Annotated in this window: 17 protein-coding genes; 5 read left to right on the top strand and 12 right to left on the bottom strand. The window is 39.0% G+C overall.

The window, feature by feature from the left end:
• Positions 1–4: 4 nt before the first annotated feature.
• A complete protein-coding gene (gene mnmC / locus QQS40_RS09650) occupies positions 5–2,014 on the bottom strand; it encodes a bifunctional tRNA (5-methylaminomethyl-2-thiouridine)(34)-methyltransferase MnmC2/FAD-dependent 5-carboxymethylaminomethyl-2-thiouridine(34) oxidoreductase MnmC1 (protein WP_329505029.1) in 2,010 nt (669 codons plus the stop codon).
• Between the two features lie 182 nt (positions 2,015–2,196).
• On the opposite strand from mnmC, the gene fabB reads away from it, so the two are divergent.
• The 3 genes from fabB (at position 2,197) to ilvN (ending at position 6,003) form a co-directional block, all read left to right on the top strand.
• Positions 2,197–3,417, top strand: coding sequence for a beta-ketoacyl-ACP synthase I (gene fabB / locus QQS40_RS09645; RefSeq protein ID WP_049355550.1), 1,221 nt, complete (start codon positions 2,197–2,199; stop codon positions 3,415–3,417).
• Between the two features lie 370 nt (positions 3,418–3,787).
• Complete coding sequence (locus QQS40_RS09640) at positions 3,788–5,512, top strand: acetolactate synthase 3 large subunit (RefSeq protein ID WP_329505026.1); 1,725 nt, start codon at positions 3,788–3,790, stop codon at positions 5,510–5,512.
• A complete protein-coding gene (gene ilvN, locus QQS40_RS09635) occupies positions 5,512–6,003 on the top strand; it encodes an acetolactate synthase small subunit (protein ID WP_289901679.1) in 492 nt (163 codons plus the stop codon). Before QQS40_RS09640 ends, ilvN begins: the two co-directional genes overlap by 1 nt.
• A 185-nt stretch (positions 6,004–6,188) precedes the next feature.
• On the opposite strand, the gene QQS40_RS09630 is transcribed toward ilvN, so the two are convergent.
• The 4 genes from QQS40_RS09630 to QQS40_RS09615 all read right to left on the bottom strand — a co-directional run bounded on the left by QQS40_RS09630 (position 6,189) and on the right by QQS40_RS09615 (position 10,564).
• A complete protein-coding gene (locus QQS40_RS09630) occupies positions 6,189–6,854 on the bottom strand; it encodes a DUF484 family protein (protein WP_289901680.1) in 666 nt (221 codons plus the stop codon).
• 64 nt (positions 6,855–6,918) lie between these two features.
• A complete protein-coding gene (gene purA, locus QQS40_RS09625; protein WP_289901681.1) occupies positions 6,919–8,217 on the bottom strand; it encodes an adenylosuccinate synthase in 1,299 nt (432 codons plus the stop codon).
• A gap of 128 nt (positions 8,218–8,345) precedes the next feature.
• Positions 8,346–9,698: a lysine-sensitive aspartokinase 3 gene (gene lysC, locus QQS40_RS09620; RefSeq protein WP_308602512.1), complete on the bottom strand. Its 1,353-nt coding sequence runs from the start codon at positions 9,696–9,698 to the stop codon at positions 8,346–8,348.
• A gap of 167 nt (positions 9,699–9,865) precedes the next feature.
• Positions 9,866–10,564: a SanA/YdcF family protein gene (locus QQS40_RS09615; RefSeq protein ID WP_128787237.1), complete on the bottom strand. Its 699-nt coding sequence runs from the start codon at positions 10,562–10,564 to the stop codon at positions 9,866–9,868.
• A gap of 157 nt (positions 10,565–10,721) precedes the next feature.
• Here QQS40_RS09615 and metX point away from each other — a divergent pair, with 157 nt between their 5' ends.
• The gene (gene metX / locus QQS40_RS09610) at positions 10,722–11,807 is read left to right on the top strand and encodes a homoserine O-acetyltransferase MetX (RefSeq protein WP_329505019.1); all 1,086 of its coding nucleotides are present in this window, start codon (positions 10,722–10,724) and stop codon (positions 11,805–11,807) included.
• Positions 11,808–11,847: 40 nt separating this feature from the next.
• Here metX and QQS40_RS09605 read toward each other — a convergent pair whose 3' ends face one another.
• Entirely contained in the window at positions 11,848–12,402 is a 555-nt protein-coding gene (locus QQS40_RS09605) for a nitroreductase family protein (protein WP_049355542.1), read from the bottom strand.
• Positions 12,403–12,513: 111 nt separating this feature from the next.
• On the opposite strand from QQS40_RS09605, the gene sppA reads away from it, so the two are divergent.
• Complete coding sequence (sppA, locus tag QQS40_RS09600) at positions 12,514–14,376, top strand: signal peptide peptidase SppA (protein WP_329505016.1); 1,863 nt, start codon at positions 12,514–12,516, stop codon at positions 14,374–14,376.
• Positions 14,377–14,436: 60 nt separating this feature from the next.
• Here sppA and QQS40_RS09595 read toward each other — a convergent pair whose 3' ends face one another.
• The 6 genes from QQS40_RS09595 to QQS40_RS09570 form a co-directional block, all read right to left on the bottom strand.
• Positions 14,437–15,369, bottom strand: coding sequence for a bile acid:sodium symporter family protein (locus QQS40_RS09595; RefSeq protein WP_329505014.1), 933 nt, complete (start codon positions 15,367–15,369; stop codon positions 14,437–14,439).
• Positions 15,370–15,464: 95 nt separating this feature from the next.
• Positions 15,465–16,268: a peptide ABC transporter ATP-binding protein gene (locus tag QQS40_RS09590; RefSeq protein ID WP_308602503.1), complete on the bottom strand. Its 804-nt coding sequence runs from the start codon at positions 16,266–16,268 to the stop codon at positions 15,465–15,467.
• Positions 16,268–17,323: a peptide ABC transporter ATP-binding protein gene (locus tag QQS40_RS09585; RefSeq protein ID WP_308602501.1), complete on the bottom strand. Its 1,056-nt coding sequence runs from the start codon at positions 17,321–17,323 to the stop codon at positions 16,268–16,270. Before QQS40_RS09585 ends, QQS40_RS09590 begins: the two co-directional genes overlap by 1 nt.
• Before the next feature lie 3 nt (positions 17,324–17,326).
• Positions 17,327–18,214, bottom strand: a complete 888-nt coding sequence (locus QQS40_RS09580; RefSeq protein WP_308602499.1) for an ABC transporter permease subunit — start codon at positions 18,212–18,214, stop codon at positions 17,327–17,329.
• Positions 18,204–19,169, bottom strand: a complete 966-nt coding sequence (locus tag QQS40_RS09575) for an ABC transporter permease (RefSeq protein WP_329505005.1) — start codon at positions 19,167–19,169, stop codon at positions 18,204–18,206. Before QQS40_RS09575 ends, QQS40_RS09580 begins: the two co-directional genes overlap by 11 nt.
• Entirely contained in the window at positions 19,169–20,869 is a 1,701-nt protein-coding gene (locus QQS40_RS09570; protein WP_329505003.1) for an ABC transporter substrate-binding protein, read from the bottom strand. Before QQS40_RS09570 ends, QQS40_RS09575 begins: the two co-directional genes overlap by 1 nt.
• Positions 20,870–20,877 lie beyond the last annotated feature (8 nt).

Genomic DNA, 20,877 nt, shown 5'->3' with positions numbered 1-20,877 from the left:
TTTTTTATTTCACCTCCGCCCCTTTCAACCAGCGTCTGACCCAACTGCGGTTTGGCATTAAGTTATGAATTAGATCTTCACTCATCGGTAAGGGTTCGCCATAAATTAAGGAAGCCAGTGTTTCCCCTAAAAATGGCGCAGAAGTTAATCCTCGTGAGCCTAATGCACCGATTAAATAGAGATTAGGGTAGTTTTCAGCTTGTTCTATTGGCTGTTTACGGCGGCGTAAATTAAACAAATTTTGATATTGCACTTGCTGTGTTGGAAAATGAGGAACAGCGCCCATCATTGGCGTAAGATCACGTACCGAACAACGTACACCGATTCGAGCAAGATTACTCGATGTATCCACTTCTTTTGTCCACTCTTCAGGTATATTTTGCTGAATTTTTTGTTGGTTTTCTTGTTGTTCAGTGAGGCTAAATTCACGAGTCGAATTATCACGAACATGACTGGCACCAATACAATGGCTGGTTTTCGCTTGATCGACTGGCGTCAGGTAGCCGTCATAGCACAACACGGTTTTGAGTTTTAGCAAGTTTTCCGATGTCGGAATTTGGCTTACTTGTCCGCGAACTGGGTAGAGTGGCAGTTTTTGCATTTGTTCAAACTCAGTGAGTTTATGCCCGTTTGCTAAAACAACCACTTCATGGCAGAAAGTTTTATTTTCAGCTGTGGTGATTTGCCAACTATTTTCTGTTTGAGAAAGTGCGGTTACTTTTTGTGATGTTTTAATCTGGACACCTTGTTTTTCTAAAAAGGCAAAAGCATGCTGAACTAACTGACGTGGTGCAAGCCAAGCGCCTTGAGGAATAAAACCGCCACCAAAAGGTAACGGTAAACCTACTTTTTCGCTTAATTCAGTTTGGTTTAGTGACTGATATAAATCAGAAGGCAAATTCAGCTCAGCGATTTTATTTAATTTACTTTCAGCTTTCTCATTGTAAGCACAAAGTGTGACACCACAGAACTCATGTTCGAATTCGATTTGTTGTTGAATTGCCCATTGTAGGAATTGATGGCCATAGGCAAAAGCATGAATATAAAAACGAATATTGCGTTCGTTATCATCGCTCAGTTGTGGATAAAAAGCGCCTTGTTTATTGCCGGATGCATTGAGAGCGGTTTGCTCATCTTCGCAATAAATCGTGATTTTAGCCCCACGTTTAACCAATGAAATGGCTGTACAAAGCGAGGCTATCCCGCCACCAATAATGGCAATATCTTGTTCTTTGAGATTGGCTGGCTGACTATGAAACCAGGGCGCAGAAAGTGCGGTCAGTTTTTCCTGCGTTTTTTGACCAGAAAGACATTCCCGTTTTTTACCAAAGCCTTTGCGTTTCTTCATATTAAAGCCTGCATTTTCTAAGCCTTTTCTCACCGCACTTGCCGCAGTGAAAGTCGCAAAGGTACCTTGTAGCTTGGTAAAACGAAACATTTGCTGATAAAGCTGCTCATTCCACATGTCGGGGTTTTTACTCGGCGCAAAACCATCTAAAAACCACGCATCAATTTTGCTATTCATATAATCGCCCAGTTGCGGCAGATTTTCAGCGACATCGCCAAACCAAAGATCTAACGTGGTTTCATCAAAATGAAAACGATAGCAACCTTGAATGGGATTAAGCCAATGCTGTTGTGAATGCTGAGCAAGACAAGAAAATTGTGGATAGGCTAAATGAGCTTGTTGTAATGCATCAAGTGGCAAAGGGTATTTTTCGAAAGAGATAAAATAAAGGCGTTTTAAAGGTGAATCTGGATATTTCTGACGAAATTCACGGAATAGCGTGGTCACCGCAAAGAAATTTAATCCTGTGCCAAACCCTGTTTCAGCAATAACAAAATGGGCTTCTTGGTAATGAACCCAACGTTCCCACAACTGATTACCTTCTAAAAACACATAGTGGGTTTCTGCTAAACCATCTTGATTGGAAAAATACACGTCATCAAACTTATCTGAAACGGGGGTATTCTCTTCGTTAAAATGAATTTTTGCATGCTGAATGGTGAACATGTGTTAGCCCTTTTTTGCCTTATCAAATTCTTTTATAATAGCACGGAAATTTTGAGACGGTTAAAACTTAACTGGTCGAACAAATGAATTATTGCTTGCAATATTTTCATTTCATAGTAAATTGCGTTCAGCTAACAACTGTAAGTTGAATTAAATTTCCCCTAAATCATAAGGAATAAAGAATGAAAAGAGCTGTAATTACTGGTTTTGGTATTATTTCAAGTATCGGTAACAACAAAGAAGAAGTTTTGGCATCATTAAAAGCGGGTAAATCGGGAATTGAAATTGTCCCTGAGTTTGTTGAAATGAAAATGCGTAGCCATGTTGCCGGCACAATCAAACTTGATCCAAGCGAGCATATCGATCGTAAAGTGTATCGTTTTATGGGGGATGCGGCAGCTTATGCATACCTTTCAATGCGTGAAGCGATTGAAGATTCAGGTTTAACAGAAGATCAAGTTTCAAATGACCGTACAGGTCTTGTAATCGGTGCAGGTACTGGTTCAGCACATAACCAATTAGTGGCTTGTGATGCAGTGCGTGGTCCACGCGGTGTGAAAGCGATTGGTCCTTATGCGGTAACTAAAACCATGGCATCAAGTGTGTCAGCTTGTTTAGCAACCCCTTACAAAATCCGTGGTGTGAACTACTCAATCAGCTCTGCTTGTGCAACTTCTGCACACTGTATCGGTCACGCAGTTGAATTAATCCAATTAGGTAAACAAGATGTGGTTTTCGCGGGTGGTGCGGAAGAATTATCTTGGGAATGTGCAACTGAATTCGATGCAATGGGTGCTGTTTCAACCAAATACAATGATACCCCAGAAAAAGCTTCTCGTGCTTACGATGCAAACCGTGATGGTTTCGTTATCGCTGGTGGTGGTGCTGTTGTAGTGGTTGAAGAATTAGAACATGCATTAGCACGTGGCGCAAAAATCTACGCTGAAATCGTGGGTTATGGTGCAACTTCTGATGGTTACGACATGGTCGCGCCAAGCGGTGAAGGGGCAGAGCGTTGTATGAAACAAGCAATGGCAACGGTAGATACTCCAATTGATTACATCAACGTACACGGTACATCAACACCAGTTGGTGATGTGAAAGAATTAGGGGCAATCAAAAATGTATTTGGTGACAAAATTCCAGCGATTTCTTCAACCAAATCAATGACCGGTCACTCTTTAGGTGCAGCAGGTGCACACGAAGCAATCTATACCTTATTAATGTTACACAATGACTTCATTGCACCAAGCATTAATATCGAAACATTAGACGAAGCGGCAAAAGGCTGCAATATCGTGACTGAAACAAAAGAAAATGCAGGCTTACAAACTGTCATGTCAAATAGCTTTGGTTTCGGTGGTACAAACGCAACTTTAGTGTTCAAACGCTATAACGGCTAATTAAAAATCACTTAAAATCTAACCGCACTTTTGGGCTTCCAAGTGCGGTTTTTTCTTGTCATCGATTCTTTTTCTTCCACTCATAAGAGAACACAACATTTAAAATGTGATCTAGTTCAAATTTCTGAACAAAAGAATAAAATTTTTTTATTTTTATAAAACTCTATATAAAAATACAATTCTCTTTATTTTTTGACTTTAATATTTATTTAAAACTTTATTTTCATATTTTTCCAGATTTTAATTCTTTTAAATTTGTCTTTTTAGACTTTTGCAATGCTAGACAAGTTGTTTTCTTTCGGTATGATGTTTCCATTGTTTTGATACGAATCGTAACAAATAAAAGTGCGGTCAGTTTTAGGAGTAAAATATGAAGAAATTATCCGGTGCGGAAATGGTGGTTCAGTCTTTGCGTGACGAAGGCGTTGAGTATTTATTTGGTTATCCAGGCGGTGCCGTATTGGATATTTATGATGCAATCCATACTCTTGGTGGAATTGAGCATATTTTAGTCCGTCATGAGCAAGCAGCGGTACATATGGCAGATGGTTATGCACGTGCGACAGGTAAAGTGGGTTGTGTATTAGTCACATCAGGACCAGGTGCAACCAACGCGATTACGGGTATTTTGACCGCTTATACTGATTCTGTGCCAATGGTGATCATTTCAGGTCAGGTGATGAGTAGCTTAATCGGTCGTGATGCGTTCCAAGAATGTGATATGGTGGGGATTTCTCGCCCAGTGGTTAAACACAGCTTTATCGTTAAAAAAGCAGAAGATATTCCAGGGATCTTGAAAAAAGCCTTTTATATTGCTTCAACAGGCCGTCCAGGTCCCGTTGTCGTAGATATTCCAAAAGATACCGTAAACCCAACATTAAAATATCCTTATGAATATCCAAAATCTGTTGAGCTTCGTTCTTATAATCCAACGGTAAATGGTCACAAAGGTCAAATTAAGAAAGCATTAAAAGCATTATTAGTAGCTAAAAAACCGGTTTTATTCGTGGGTGGTGGGGCAATTGCGGCAAGTTGTCATGAAGAATTAATACAATTTGCGCAACGTTTAAATTTACCGGTCACGTCATCATTAATGGGTTTAGGTGTGTATCCTAGTACCGATAAACAATTCTTAGGCATGCTTGGGATGCACGGAACTTATGAAGCTAACACAGCGATGCATGAAAGTGATTTAATCCTTGGTGTTGGGGTACGTTTTGATGACCGAACCACTAACAACTTAGATAAATATTGTCCGAATGCAAAAGTGATTCAGATTGATATTGACCCAACCTCTATTTCCAAAAATGTACCTGCTGCGATTCCAATTGTAGGTAATGCGAAAAATGTATTGGATGAATTCTTAAGTTTATTAGGTGAAGAAATCGGTTCGCGTCCGCAAAATCACTTAGAAGATTGGTGGAAACAAATCGATGAATGGAAAGCAAAAAAATGCTTAGATTTCGACCGCACTTCAGGCGTTATCAAACCACAGCAAGTGATGGAAGCGGTATATCGCATAACAAAAGGCCAAGCTTATGTGGCATCGGATGTAGGGCAACACCAAATGTTTGCTGCATTGCATTATCCGTTTGATTTACCGCGTCGTTGGATCAATTCAGGTGGTGCGGGTACGATGGGCTTTGGTTTACCTGCTGCATTAGGGGTGAAACTTGCACATCCTGACGCAACTGTAGTTTGTGTAACGGGTGATGGCAGTATTCAAATGAATATTCAAGAGCTTTCAACGGCAACACAATATCGCATTCCAGTTGTGGTGATTTGTTTGAACAACCACTTCTTAGGCATGGTAAAACAATGGCAAGATTTGATTTACTCAGGTCGCCATTCCCAAACTTATATGAATTCTTTACCAGATTTCGTGAAGTTAGCCGAGTCTTATGGTCATGTGGGGATTCAAATTTCGACACCTGATGAATTAGACAGCAAATTACAAGAAGCCTTCAGCATTAAAAATAAATTGGTTTTTGTTGATATTAATGTTGATGAAACCGAACACGTTTACCCGATGCAAGTTCGCGGCGGGGCGATGAATGAGATGATTTTCAGCAAACCACAAGAGGAGAAAGAATAATGCGTAGAATTTTATCTGTTTTATTAGAAAATGAATCCGGTGCATTATCTCGAGTGGTCGGCTTATTTTCCCAACGTGCATTTAACATTGAAAGCTTAACCGTGGCACCTACGGACGACCCAACCCTTTCTCGTATGACGATTGAAGCGGTAGGGGATGAGCAAGTACTTGAGCAAATTGAAAAGCAACTTCACAAATTAGTGGATGTGTTTAAAGTTATCAATTTGAGTGAGCATGATCACGTAGAACGTGAAGTGGTGTTAGTGAAAGTGCGTGCAACAGGTTCATCGCGTGATGAATTAAAACGTTTAGCCGACATCTTCCGTGGTCAGATTGTGGATGTGACAACAAAATCTTATACCATTCAGTTAACGGGTACAAAAGACAAATTAGATGCTTTTGTTGAGGCACTGAAAGAAGAAAGCACATTACTTGAAATTGTGCGTTCAGGCTTAATTAGTCTTTCTCGTGGTGAGAAGAATATACTTTAATCATCAAAGAAAGTCAGGTTAAGAAGGCTTCGCATTTTTGGGTGGCCGAATAATTGGACTTTCTTTTTAGGTGTTTTGACTGAATGCTAATAGTTAATAAAGGAAATGACAAAATGGTGTTAATGCTATGTAGCATACCCGTTACTCATAATGATGATTGTATATCACAAGTTGATTTTCAATATTTAAAGCCACCTTCCCAAATGCAATTCTACAATATCGACTAAATGTCGAAGAAATGTGGTGTCTTGGTCGTTGTGGAAACGGTCAGTGTCTCGAGATTTGAAGACTAAAAGTGCGGTTGGTTTTTGCGGTGTTCCACCTAAACGGCAAATCGCCACAGAACCGATAGGGAGTTCTTCCGGAAGGAACATAAGGGCTTTTTCTTTATTGGAGAGATCGCCTAAATAGAATTGGCGTAACCCCATGCGCTCTAGGCGAATGAGTTCAAACGCTTTTCGGTCTAGCCAATGTTGTTCAGGAATAGTGTCCTTTTTTTGCCAGCTGTCAGTGAAAAGTAAGATTTTAGCACCTTTTAGCTCATAGCCTTTTGCCCAGTCATCAAGTTTTTCATTGATGGCAATAAAGTCTTCTGTTTGAAATAGTTTTTTCTGCAAAGGTAACAGAGCAAAGAAGATATCCGCTTCTTGATGGGCAAGCAGATGAAATTTTTCGAGGAGTTGAGTAAGCGTTTTGATTTGTTCTCGTTGCTGAGCAAGCTGTGCTTCGACTAAGGAAATCGTCCCTTCTTCATGGCTATGCGGAATACTAAGCAGTTGAAGTAGTTCAGGATGATGGGTAAAAAAATCAGGGTGATTTTTTAGGTAGTCAGCAATATCTTGTTCAGTCATTAAAAACTCCTTAAAAAATACCCGCACTTGGTTGTGCCAAAGTGCGGTTTATTTTTATGCCGTTTTAGGCCGCAAATGGATCGCGTAAAATCATCGTTTGAACACGATCTGGACCCGTTGAAAGGATATCTACCGGTACACCAGTTACTTCTTCGATACGTTTGATGTAATCACGGCAAGTTTGCGGTAATTTATTTACATCAGTGACACCGAAGGTGTTTTCTTTCCAACCTGGTAAAGTTTCGTAAATTGGTTCTACGCCTTCCCAATCTTTCGCTGCCAATGGTGCATATTCAACGATTTCGCCATTTGGCATTTTGTAAGCTGTACAGATTTTCACTTCATCAAAGCCATCTAATACATCTAATTTGGTCATACAGAAGCCAGAAATTGAGTTTAGTTGAATTGCACGACGAATGGCTACAGCATCAAACCAACCACAACGACGAGGACGACCAGTTACAGCACCAAATTCATTACCTTTACGTGCAATTTCAGCACCCGTTTCATCGAATAATTCTGTGGTGAATGGACCGCCACCAACACGTGTACAGTATGCTTTGATGATACCTAACACATAATCAAGGTTACGAGGACCGAAACCTGAACCAGTCGCTACGCCACCTGCGGTAGTGTTGGAACTGGTTACATATGGATAGGTGCCGTGGTCGATATCAAGCATGGTACCTTGTGCACCTTCGAATAAAATGTTGTCGCCATTTTTGCGAGCCGTATCTAAGATGGTTGTCACATCTGCTACCATGCCCGTGATGATATCAGCTACCGCAAACACATCGTCTAATGTTTTTTGATAATCAACAGGTTCTACTTTGTAGTAGTTCACCAATTGGAAATTATAGTATTCAAGGATATTTTTTAATTTTTCAGCAAAGGCTTCGCGATTGAATAAATCACCCACGCGTAAACCACGACGTGCCACTTTATCTTCGTAAGCGGGACCGATACCCCGACCGGTTGTACCAATGGCTTTTTTGCCTAATGCAGCTTCACGAGCATGATCCATCGCAACATGATAAGGGAGAATTAATGGACAAGCTTCAGAAATTAACAAACGTTCACGTACTTTTACCCCTCGGTTTTCTAACTCGCCCATTTCTTGCATTAATGCGGCAGGAGAAAGCACTACGCCATTACCAATTAAACAGGTCACATTATCACGTAAAATACCTGATGGAATTAAGCGTAATACGGTTTTTTCACCATTAATAATTAACGTGTGACCTGCGTTGTGGCCACCTTGGTAACGCACCACATATTTAACTCGATCTGTTAATAAATCAACGATCTTACCTTTTCCTTCATCGCCCCACTGAGCGCCAAGAATAACAACACTTTTTCCCATAATTTCCGCCTTAAGTTTGCGTAAGTTTATAAATCAGACAAACGATTACTTTACTCTTTTTTTGCCTTAATCTCAAATTTAAAACGTAAAAAATGCGGTTATTTTTAACCGCACTTTCTCTAAATTTATTATTCAAACAACGATTTATGTAATGAACGTACTACGTCATCTGCTTTGTCACTATGCGCGAGCATACAAATGTTATTCGTACTTGCGCCATAGCTAATCATGCGAATGTTATAGCCTTCTAGGGTGTCAAAAATACGTTTTGCTACACCAGAAGCGAGGTGTAAGTCATTGCCAATTAATGCAACAAGCGATAAGCCTGTATCGACTTTCACGGTACAATATTGGCTTAATTCTTCTAATAATTCTGGAGAAAGTAATTCGATACCAGATGAAACAGATCCTGTTTTATCTAAGGTTAATGCGATGCTCACTTCAGACGTGGTGATTGTATCGACGGAAATTTTATAGTTGGACAAGATATTGAATACATTCGCCAGGAAGCCTTGTGCATGTAGCATACTTAGACTTGAAAGGGTTAATAGGGTTTGATCGCGACGTAATGCAATTGCACGAAATGTAGGACGTGGTTGTGGATCGCGTGTTACCCAAGTACCGCCTGCATCAGGCGCTTTACTAGAACCGACATAAACAGGGATATTACTGCGCACAGCTGGAAGTAGTGTTGCAGGGTGTAATACTTTCGCACCAAAGGTTGCCATTTCAGCAGCTTCGGAGAAACTCATTGTATCAATGCGTTGTGCATTGGGTACAATACGCGGATCAGTCGTATAAATACCCGCTACATCCGTCCAAATTAATACGTCTTTTGCATTTAATACTTCCGCTAAAAGTGCAGCAGAGTAGTCACTACCTCCTCGACCTAAAGTTGTGGTTTTGCCATTTGGTTCACGGCCAATAAATCCTTGGGTAATAACCAGTTCACCTTGATCAATTAATGGTTTTAACAAATTATCACAGTTAACTTGAGTTTGAGCATCATCTGGTGCGGCTTTACCAAAGTTATCATTAGTTGCCACTAAAGTACGTACATCGATCCAGGTGGCTGATGTTCGTAATTCTCTTAATACTTCAATGAAAATTTGTGTTGACATCATTTCGCCATGGCTAATGAGTTCATCGGTTAAAGCAAGTGATGTTGCAAGGCTAGCCGCTTCAGAAAGTGCGGCAATATTTTCTAAGTATTTTTCGATGATAGGACGTACACGGCTATCGTCTTGTAATTCATTTAAAATATTTTCTTGAATTTGGCGGACTTCACCGATTAATTTTGCACGTTCTTCTGCTTCTACACCATTGGCTAGGGCAACTAATAAGTTTGTGACACCTGCCGATGCAGAAAGCACGACAACGCGGGTATTAGGATCGGCAATAATAATTTTGGCACAGGCTTGCATGGCTGAATAGTTTGCAACAGATGTACCGCCGAATTTTGCTACCGATAAATGAGACATAAGATAATCCTCTAAAAATGAAAAGTAAGATGTTGTGTTTTATGATTAGGTATTAGAAATAGCGATTTCATCAAAAATTGTCAAATAAATACTCCCCAAAATAGAGTAAAAAACCAATTATTTAGATATTTTTTGATTTAACAGGGTAAAAATTAAAGAATCATTAACTATTCGATAGGTATTGGCAGAGGCTCTGGTGCACCAAGGAAATAAGGTTTTACGCCAATAATTAAGTCTAACACGGCTTTCATGCGAGCAAATATTTCGCGAATACGTATCCCAAAATACATTTCGGGTTGTTTCGCAGTAAAGCAAATTGCATCAATATCATAGTGTTTAGCAATCAACAGCGCGCGTTCACAATGGAATTTTTGGCTGATAATCGTAAAAGAGGGCACTTGGAAAACTTTACTTGCGCGCACAACAGAGTCTAAGGTGCGGAATCCTGCAAAATCTTTAAACATCACACTTTCAGATACGCCCATTTTGCGTAGATCCAAAAACATGGTGCGAGGCTCGTTATATTGAAGCGTGCGATTATCGCCACTTAGTAGTAAATAATCGACTTTATCTTGCTCGACCAAGAGTTTTGATGCTTCCAAGCGGTAATCATAATATTTATTGGTTTTTCCCTTGGCAACATATTTGGATGTACCGAGTACCAATGCATAATGGCGATGCGGGAGTGTTTCGAGATCTTCATACACACGGTCTTGTACATAAAAGCTCACGGCACGATCAATGGTGAAGCAACCTATCAAGACAAGTAAAAAGAGCCCCAAGATATAACCGAGGAGTTTTTTTAGAGGAAGGCATGAGAGCCAGGAAAGAGCGGTCATTTTTGACAGCGTTTTAGATAGTTGCATTTTGCTAACATACTGAAAAAACAATGTAAGTTCAAGTGTAATTTATTTACTGAATTGATAACAAAATATTTAGACGTCTAAACGTCTAAAATTTCTTGACAAAAAAAATAAGCTGTTGATAATTGGCGAATCACCAATTTAAAAGGTTATTATTTCAATGGCTGTGCAACATGTCGTGCTTTTTCAAGACTATCCGCTTCAATTAGCATTGGGCGGACAGCTTTCGCCTATCAATGTGGCATATAAAACTTATGGCACTTTAAATGCAGATAAAAGCAATGTTGTTCTGGTTTGCCATGCCTTAACAGGAGACGCAGAACCTTATTTTGATGAACCGAATAAAGACGGTTGGTGGCAAAACTTTATGGGCGAAGGTCTCGCTTTTGATACATCTAAATATTTTTTTATTTGTTCAAATGTATTAGGCGGGTGTAAAGGGACAACGGGACCAAGCTCAATTAATCCCACTACGGGAAAGCCTTATGGTAGCCAGTTCCCAAATATCATTGTTCAAGATATTATCAAAGTGCAAAAAGCCTTACTTGATTATCTCGGCATCACGCATTTAAAAGCAATCGTAGGTGGCTCTTTTGGTGGAATGCAAGCCACACAGTGGGCAATTGATTATCCCGATTTTATGGATAATATTGTAAATCTATGCTCTTCTCTTTTTTTTAGTGCGGAAGCCATTGGGTTTAATCATGTTATGCGTCAAGCAATAATCAATGATCCAAATTTTAATCATGGTGATTATTATGAGGGGACTCCACCTCACCAAGGCCTTTCGATAGCTCGAATGCTGGGTATGCTAACCTATCGCACTGATTTGCAATTGGCGAAGGCATTTGGTCGAGCGACTAAATCTGACGGGCAATTCTGGGGGGATCACTTTCAAGTGGAGTCCTATCTAAGTTATCAAGGTCAAAAATTCTTAGATCGTTTTGATGCTAATTCCTATTTACATTTATTGCGAGCGCTCGATCTGTATGATCCAAGTATGGGATATATTGATGTAAAAGAAGCCTTATCTCGAATTAAGGCATGCTATACATTAGTTTCAGTAACGACCGATCAATTATTTAAATCTGTTGATTTACATAAAAGTAAACAGCTTTTAGAACAAGCGGGAGTCGATTTAAAATTTTACGAATTCCCATCGGATTATGGACATGATGCCTTTTTAGTGGATTATACGGCGTTTGAGCACAAAATTCGAAGCGGAATAGAAGGCGAGTTAGAATAAAATAAACAGAAAAGGCGGAAACTTCCGCCTTTTTTGATTTTTATAAATGGCTCACGAAACGTGATAAATCTTTTGGTTTACAGTCTTTTTCTAATTTTTCAGCTGCTGTACCAATTTGTAATAAGGCAACAATCTTATCATTTTTACCACAGCCAAATGCTTCACGTAATTCACGTCCTTCAATAAGTGGACCCGTTGCCCAAAAGCTCTCAAAGCCAAGCGAATTACCTGCAAGTTGAAGGGCATAAGTTGCTGCACCTGCAGTAAGCATTTGTTCCCAACCAGGAACTTTGGCGACTTCATGATTAATTTTAGCAATGACGGCAATAACCATTGGTGCGCGGCGTGCAAAATTCTCTGCTTTTTTTAATCTCTCTTCACCTAAATCAAATTCAGCCACAGATGCTTTGAGCAAGCCTTCTAATTTACTTAAACCAGTGCCTTGCATCACGACAAAATGATAAGGTTCGAGTTTACCATGATCAGGTGCACGTAAAGCGGCTTGAAACATTTGCTCTAATTGCACTTGGTTAGGGGCGGGGGCTGTTAATTTTTTATTGGATTTGCGTTGTGTTAAAAGAGTTAATGCATCCATAGTATTTTCCTTCTTCCAGTTAAGTGCGGTTGATTATAACATAGTTTTTCATAGGACTTTATGATAGGCTACGCACAATTTTTATTTCTGTTTTAAAAGGTTTAATTTCACATGAATGTCATATTAAGCGTATTGAAATTTTGTTGTAAAGCGCTCAATTTTATCCGAAATCTTGTGATGAATTTTGTGTTCTTATTATTTGTTTTAGCGTTGATTGTGCTTGTCAGCCTTTTTAGTGATGGCAAGAAAAGCCAAGTTTTATCGGGCGATCAAGGCGCATTATATTTAAATTTAACAGGCTATCTTGCGGATAACACAGAGAATATGCTGAGTTGGCAAGCGGAATTTCAACGTTTAAATAATGAAAAGGTCTCGTATAAATATTCCACTTTTGATGTGGTACAAAGTATTTTATCTGCGAAAGATGATGAACGAATTCGTGGCTTAGTACTGAATTTAAATGACTTTGAAGGGGGCGATCTTCCATCGTTAGAGTATGTAGGAAAAGCGATTCAAAGCTTCAAAGAATCCGAAAAGCCTGTCATTGCTTATGCAGACAATTACACGCAGGCACAATATTTTCTTGCGAGTTTTGCGAATGAAATTTATCTCAATCCGATTGGGCAAGTCGGCATTCAAGGTTTACGTCAGGAAAATCTTTACTTTAAATCCATGATCGAAAAACTTGAAATTACGCCGCATATTTTCCGTGTTGGGACTTATAAGTCTGCTGTAGAACCTTTCTTGCGTGATGATATGTCGCCAGAGGCAAAAGCGAATATGCAAAAATGGCTTGGAGGTATGTGGCAAAATTATATGCAAACATTAATAGCTAATCGTAATATTACCGCTAATGATGTATTACCGAATGCACAAAAATATATTAGTGATTTAAAAGTATTAAAAGGTGATGAAACGGCTTATGTGAAAAAACGTCATTTAGTGACACAATTTGCGACAAGATTGGATTTAGATAAAAAATTGACCGCACTTTTTGGGCAAGATGAAGAAGGAAAAGCGAAATTATTAGAGTTTGAAGATTATTTATCTGATTTAGGTGATCGTTTCTCTGTCGATCCTAATGAAAAAAATATCGTTGCGGTAGTGAATGTCGAAGGGACGATTATTGATGGTGAAAGTGATGAAGAATCCGCAGGTGGAGATACCATTGCGAAGTTATTAAGACAGGCCTACGATAACGAGAACGTGAAGGCGGTTGTTCTCCGTGTTAACTCACCTGGCGGCAGTGCATTTGCCTCTGAGATTATTCGCCAGGAAACTGAAAATCTCCAAAAAGTAGGCAAACCTGTTGTGGTATCAATGGGAGGGATGGCTGCCTCTGGTGGTTATTGGATTTCTTCAACTGCAGACTATATTGTCGCGGATAAAAATACGATTACGGGTTCAATCGGGATTTTTGCATTATTCCCAACCTTTGAAAATACAATCAAAAAAATGGGAATGAGTACCGATGGCGTAGCGACAACAGATCTCGCGGAAACCTCAGCTTTAAGTCCATTGAGTAAAAATACTCAGGATATTTACCAACTCAGTATTGAAAATGGTTATGATCGTTTCTTAGATGTGGTAAGCCGTGGGCGTCAATTATCAAAAGATAAAGTGGATAAAATTGCTCAAGGCCAAGTTTGGTTAGGACAAGATGCACAGAAAAACGGCTTAGTCGACGAATTAGGTGATATTGATATAGCCATTGATAAAGTGGTCGCGCTAGTCAATCAACATCCTGATAAATACATGGATAATTTTAGTGTACAATGGTTGGTTGATGAAGATAATAGCTTCTTAGCTAAATTAGATCGCAAGCTTAAACAAAAAGGCCAAGCTTTACTGACAAATTGGTTGGGATTGCCACAGGAAGTACATCAAGTGAAAAAACAACTGAATGTATTGACTAAATTTAATGATCCAAAAGGGCAGTATTTGTATTGTTTAAATTGTGGTTCGGTTAAGTAAAACTGTAAAATACAAAAAGGGCGGAATGTAATTTCCGCCCTTATTTTTTACCCAAATCGCTTATTTTTCATTTTTGATATTAGAGAAAATATTCGCTAGAATTGGACCCGATACATTGTGCCAGAAACTAAATAAAGCACTTGGTACCGCTGCAATCGGGTTGAAATGAGCCGCTGCCAGTGCGGCGCCTAAACCTGAGTTTTGCATACCCACTTCAATTGCTACAGCTTTACTATCCGCCGTATTAAGTTTAAATAATTTTGCCGCAAAGTAACCAATTAAATAACCTAAGCAGTTATGTAAAACCACTACACTGAAAATTAATAGACCTGATTCTACGATTTTATCTTTACTTACTGCTACAACGGCCGCCAAGATTAAGACGATAGAAATAACAGAGACTAATGGCATCGTTTGGCTTGCTTGTTCCACTTGTTTTTTGAAGAGCGCACGAACGACTAAACCTAAGAAAATGGGGAACAATACCATTTTTAATACAGACATAAACATGGCACCCGCATTAATATCTAACCATTGACTTGCCAATACATAGAAAATAGCAGGCGTTAATACTGGTGAAAGTAAGGTTGAAATTGTCGTACAAGCGACAGAAAGCGCAGTATTACCTTTCGCTAAATAGGTCATTACGTTTGATGATGTCCCTCCTGGGCAAGAACCTACAAGAATCACACCAACTGCTAAATCAGCAGGCAAATCAAAGGCTTTTGCTAATCCAAATGCAATAGCAGGCATGATGATAAATTGACCTGATACACCAATGAATACTGATTTAGGATGTTTAGCCACTTCGCTGAAATCAGCAAACGTTAAGGTAATCCCCATACCAAACATCACTAAACCTAAAAGGTAAGGAATATAGGGTGCAAAAATTTTAAATTGTGCAGGGAAGAGAAAGGCGAGAAGAGCAAAAACAATCGCCCATAATGCGAAAGTTTTACTCACAAAGTTAGTGAGTTTTAATAATGCTTGCATAGTTGCTTTCCTATTTTGTTAAAAAGAATGAAAAGAGCGGTCAATTTTAAAGACGTTTTTTTGAGATGTCTATGCCTAACTTGTTTGACAGAGAATTAGGAAGTAGTGGTTTGCCAAGCATTTTCATCAAGCAACTGACCAAAATGACTTTCTACAAGAAGACGAGTAATATTATTTTGAGGATCGGTAAAGATTTCTCTTGGTGTACCTGATTCGATAATTTGACCTTCGTCCATCACCAGCACTTGGTCTGCAATATGTTTGATAATCCCTAAGTTTTGCCCGACATAAATATAGGAAAGCCCCAAATGTTCTTGTAAATCTAAAATTAAGTTAAGTAATTGAACACGTACAGAAGCATCTAATGTGCTAAGAACGTCATCAATAATAATAATTTCAGGCTGAAGAATCAGTGCACGAGCTAAGGCAATACGCTGTTTTTGGCTCATTGAGAGATGTTTAATTTTAAGATTAGTATAATCGGGATAAAGGCCGACTAATGAAAGCGTTTCAAAGATCTTTTGATTGCGTGTTTCTTCATCCCAATTGGTAATTAATTTCAATGGTGCGTCTAAGGCTTGTCCTATATTTAAGCGAGGGTTAAATGCTGAATTCGCATCTTGGAAAACCATTCGGATATGCTGCGCTCGATTATGAAAATCTTCAAATTGTAACGGTAAATCATTAAATAATATTTTTCCTGAAGTTGGGGGGGTAATCCCTGCGATCATTTTCACTAAGGTTGACTTACCCGAACCATTTTTACCAATGATCGCAAGCGTTTCTTTGCGATTAAGTGAAAAGCTTATACCTTTTACTGCATAAAACTGCTCTGTACCAAAAAATTTAGCCGGACCTTCAAAGGTTTTGCTAAGATTTTCCACTTGTAATAATGGCATTATTCGTTTCCTTTTGATTCAGTGTTAAGCGTAAGCGGTGAAGCGGCCACTTTATCTTTAAACTGCCGTTCTCGAAGATTTATCGGATGATGGCAGGAGAACTCGTGCTGTTTAATGCGATAGCGGCTTGGTTTTTGAATACATTCACGTTGAGCGAAAGGACAACGTGGCCCTAAACGACAACCAATAGGCATTTGTTCCAAAATCGGTACGGTGCCTTCTAGTGTCCCTAATTTGCTTTTAAAGCTTAAAGGGCGACTAAAATCCGGCACAGAGTAGAGCAATGCTTGCGTATAAGGGTGATGAGGCGTTTCCAATAATTGTTCAGTTGGCCCCGATTCCGTATTTTGTCCACAATAAAGCACAGAAATGCTATCACACCATTCACTAATACTTTTCAGATCATTACTCGCTAATAAAATTGTTGTGCCTTGGTTCTGATTCATGCTTGAAAGTAAGCGGAAAATTTGTAATGCTGTAATTGACTCCAAAGAATTGGTAGGTTCATCCGCAATTAATAAGCGAGGCTGATTTGCAATCGCTACTGCGATCATGACTTTTTGGCCTTCACCTTCTGTGAGATCGTCAGGATAACTTGCCATAATGTCTTTGTGGTCTTTAATCCCTACACGATGTAGTAATTCAATTGCTCGACGTTTTTTCCAGCCAAACCATTGCCACCAATGACCTTTAAATGTCCAGTTCGGAATACTCTGAATAAGCTGTTTGCCGATTCTTCGGCTTGAATCTAGGCAGCTTAATGGATTTTGGAAAATCATTGAAATTTCTTTTCCAACGATTTTTCGACGTTGATTCGGTGTGAGTTTAAGTAATTCAATATCATTAAAACGAAAACGGTCAGCCGTAACAATCCAGTTATCTTTAATAGAATTACTGATTATTTTAGCGATTAAACTTTTACCGGAACCCGATTCACCAACAAGTCCTAGAATTTCCCCTTCATTGACTGAAAGATTGACGCCGTCCACAATTTTTATACGGCTGTTTGGTGTTTGAATTTCAATATTAAGATTGCGAATATCTAACAGCGCCATCGGTTACTCGTAATATTTGTTGATTGCTTGACACAATCCGTTAGTAAAAATAATGCTCAATAAAATGGTAAAAATAATAGCAAAACCGGGTAATAAAACTGTCCATGGTGCAAGATAAATTAATTCTAATGAATCTTTAATCATTGCACCCCATTCAGGCATTGGACGTTGTGCACCTAGAGAAATAAAGCTTAATGATGTAATATCTAAAATAGCAACCACAAATGCACGGGCGATTTCTTGCGTATAGGCAACACTAATATTCGGCAAAATGGTGCTTTTTAATAGCTCCCAGTTTGAAATCCCATCTAATCTTAGTAAGAGAACATAGTCTTTCTTCAGCTCTTGTTGAATCGCTTGATAAATGGCATGCACAAAATACGGCAAAATAGCTAATAGAGTAGCAAACATGGCATTCATCAAGCTTGGTTCCATTAACGTGGAAATGATAATGGCAATCAGCAAAATAGGAATCGATAAAAACGCATCAAAAAAATGACCTAAAAAACGCGCTTTAATCCCGTCAGACATACCCGCAAGAATACCTAATGCGCCCCCAATAATTGCCACAGCGACAACCACCAAAAGGGATGAACCAAGAGTGTATTGTGTCCCCATTATTAATCGACTGAGTACATCTCGGCCAAGATCGTCGGTGCCAAAGAAAAAGGCGATACGACCTTTTTCTACCCAAGATGGTGGCATTAATTCTTCTCCTACAAACTCCATGCTTTCGCTATAAGGCATGATTAGCTTCGGGAAAAGAGCGACCAAAATCAGGATAAAAAATAAGTAGAAACTAAATAATGCCACACGATTTTGGCGGAAAAGCAACCAAATTTGCAAGAGGGAAGTGCTTTCGCGAAATTCATCAGGTTCTCTATCTTGCATACCAGCCCTTCTTATTAAATGGATCTAACATAAACATCAGCGACTTGGCTAAGGTATCAATAATGATGATGCAAACACCGATCACTACGACACCAGCCGAAATACTGTTGTAATCTTGTTGGGTTACAGCATTTATGAGCCAAAGTCCAATACCAGGCCAGCCTAAGACAGTCTCTACTAGCATACATTGTGTTAACACTAAGGTAAATACGCGAGTAAGCTGTGGAATCAATAATGGAAATGTATTACGAAAAACGTAACGTTTTAAAATCGTCCATTTTGACCATCCACGTGTTGCTGCCGCTTTAGCATATTCCTGCTGAAGTAAATAATTTGCTCGTTGTTGAATAATGCGGATAAATTCCATTGTCGGCAGAATACAAAGCACTAATGTCGGTAAGGCTAAATGCTGTAAAACGTTTTGTACGATTTTGGTTCGGTAAGGGACATCAACAAACCACATGTCAATGGTAGGGAAGCCTGTGATAGGTTTGATTTCATACAGCAAATTATACTGCCCGATGGCTGCAATCTCCCAGCTTTGAATCGCGGCCACATAGAGTAAAATTGGGGCAAACCAGAAAATAGGAATAGACAAACCAACATTAGATATACTTTGCAATGCGCGTGCACAAGGACGCTGATTATAGACCGCACTTAATACGCCGAGAGGAATACCTAAGATGCAAGCCAATAAAAGTGCGGTAAAACAGAGCTCTAATGTAGGTGGTAATACAGTAAAAATTAAATCTTTTAACGATTCTCCGCCGTTATAGGTAATCCCTAAATCACCCTGTAACAATGATGTAAGATAATGATAATAAGCACTATAAATGTTACTTGTGACAAGATCAGCATTGAGCGGATCTCGCATTAAAATCACAAAACTTAATACGGATAAAATCAATAATAAAATGCTTACCCAAATGACGTAACGAATTGCTGAAAAGAGCATTATTTTTTCTCCTTATTTTTCATGAAATACAAGGTAGAAAAATTGATGCTACCAAATGGAGTCATTTCAATTCCTTTTACATTACCACGTGCGACTAAAAGTCGTTTTACGTTTGCAATTGGCACAATAGGTAATTCGTTCAAAATGAGCTCTTGCGCATTGTTATACGCTTTAGACCGTTCATATAAATGATTAGTGGATAGTGCGCGATCCATCATCTTATCGAATTCAGGGTTACACCAATTGGATAGATTAGTGATTTCCTTTTGTGTATCACAACTTAAAATCGGGCGCATAAAACCGTCAGGATCAAGGTTTCCAGCAAGCCAACCTGTTAAGATTAAATCATAATCTTCTGTGCCTTTGCGCAATTGTTCGATTAAATATGTGCGTGTGACTGACCGCACTTTAACATCCACTCCCGCTTTGGCTAAATCCCATTTGATGAGCTCTGCCATTTTAATCGGTGCAGGGTTATATACTTGCTCTTCGTTTATTACCCACATCTTTAACGTGAGTTTTTTATCGCGTAACGTTTTTTCCGCTTCTGAGGGCTGATAATCATAAGAAAAATCAGGTGTATTAATCGCAGAAGCCCAAGAAATATCAGGAATAATATTATTCGCTACGGTTGCTGTATTGTGGTAAATATTTCGCACAATTCTAAAACGGTTTAAGCTTTGTGAAATAGCTTGACGAATAGTTTTATCCTGCATTAATGGCTTTTGAAAATTGAAAGCCAAATAGGCCAAGTTCATTCCATCTGTAGATTGCAGATAATAACGGTCGTCCTTTTCACTTAATAAACCGAGTTGGCTGACTTCAGGATAAGACGCGATTTGACATTCATTATTAAAGAATTTAATTAAACGCCCTGTACGATCTGCCGAAAGATCCACAATAATATTTTTGATTTTGGCTTCTTTTTTCCAATAATCCTCATTGCGTACCAAGCGAACATATTGGTTATAAACGTAATCTTTCACTTGATAAGGCCCCGTACCAACAGGGTGTGTGTCCAATTGGGTGAGGTTATCATCGGCACTTAATTGGTACGCATATTCTTGCGAGAAAATAATAGAATATTGACTGGCAAGATGCGACAGAATTGAGGCATCGGGTTCAAACAGCTCAATCTTGACCTGATAAGGATTGGTTGCTGTGATACTTTTAATTTTTTGATTCAGCTTAATACTTTCAAAATATGGAAAGTGAACCTTTTTGGCTTGCTCGTGGAAGATTCTATATTGTGGATTTTTATAGGTTACTACGTCATCTGAAAGTGTTGGCAGATAAGTATCATGCCCTAAAACACGATTAATCGAAAAGACCACATCTTCTGCATTAAAGTCACGTGTTGGTGTAAACCAAGGAGTACGATGGAATTTCACTCCTTTACGAAGATTAATGAGAATTTGTTTGCCATCAGATGAAATTGAATAGGATTGTGCTAACACAGGAATAAGTGCGGCACTGTGGTCTTTAATATCAAACAATTTGTTATAAATTTGCTCCGTTACCACATTCATACTGGTACCTGCATCGGCAGTTTGCGGGTTAAAGGAAAAACCTGATGCATTTGTGCAGTATGTTAAGCCATTTTCCGTCAGCATTTTAGGTATGCGTGGGGCGGGTTGTGCCAGATTAATTAGGCTCAACCCACACAATAAAAAACAAAAAGTGACATTTCGACGTAACATAGCTTTAT

It is taken from the genome of Haemophilus parainfluenzae (assembly GCF_036288925.1).
GTDB lineage: Bacteria > Pseudomonadota > Gammaproteobacteria > Enterobacterales > Pasteurellaceae > Haemophilus_D.
Note: the sequence above shows the minus strand (reverse complement) of the source record. Positions and strands in the feature narration are given on the sequence as shown.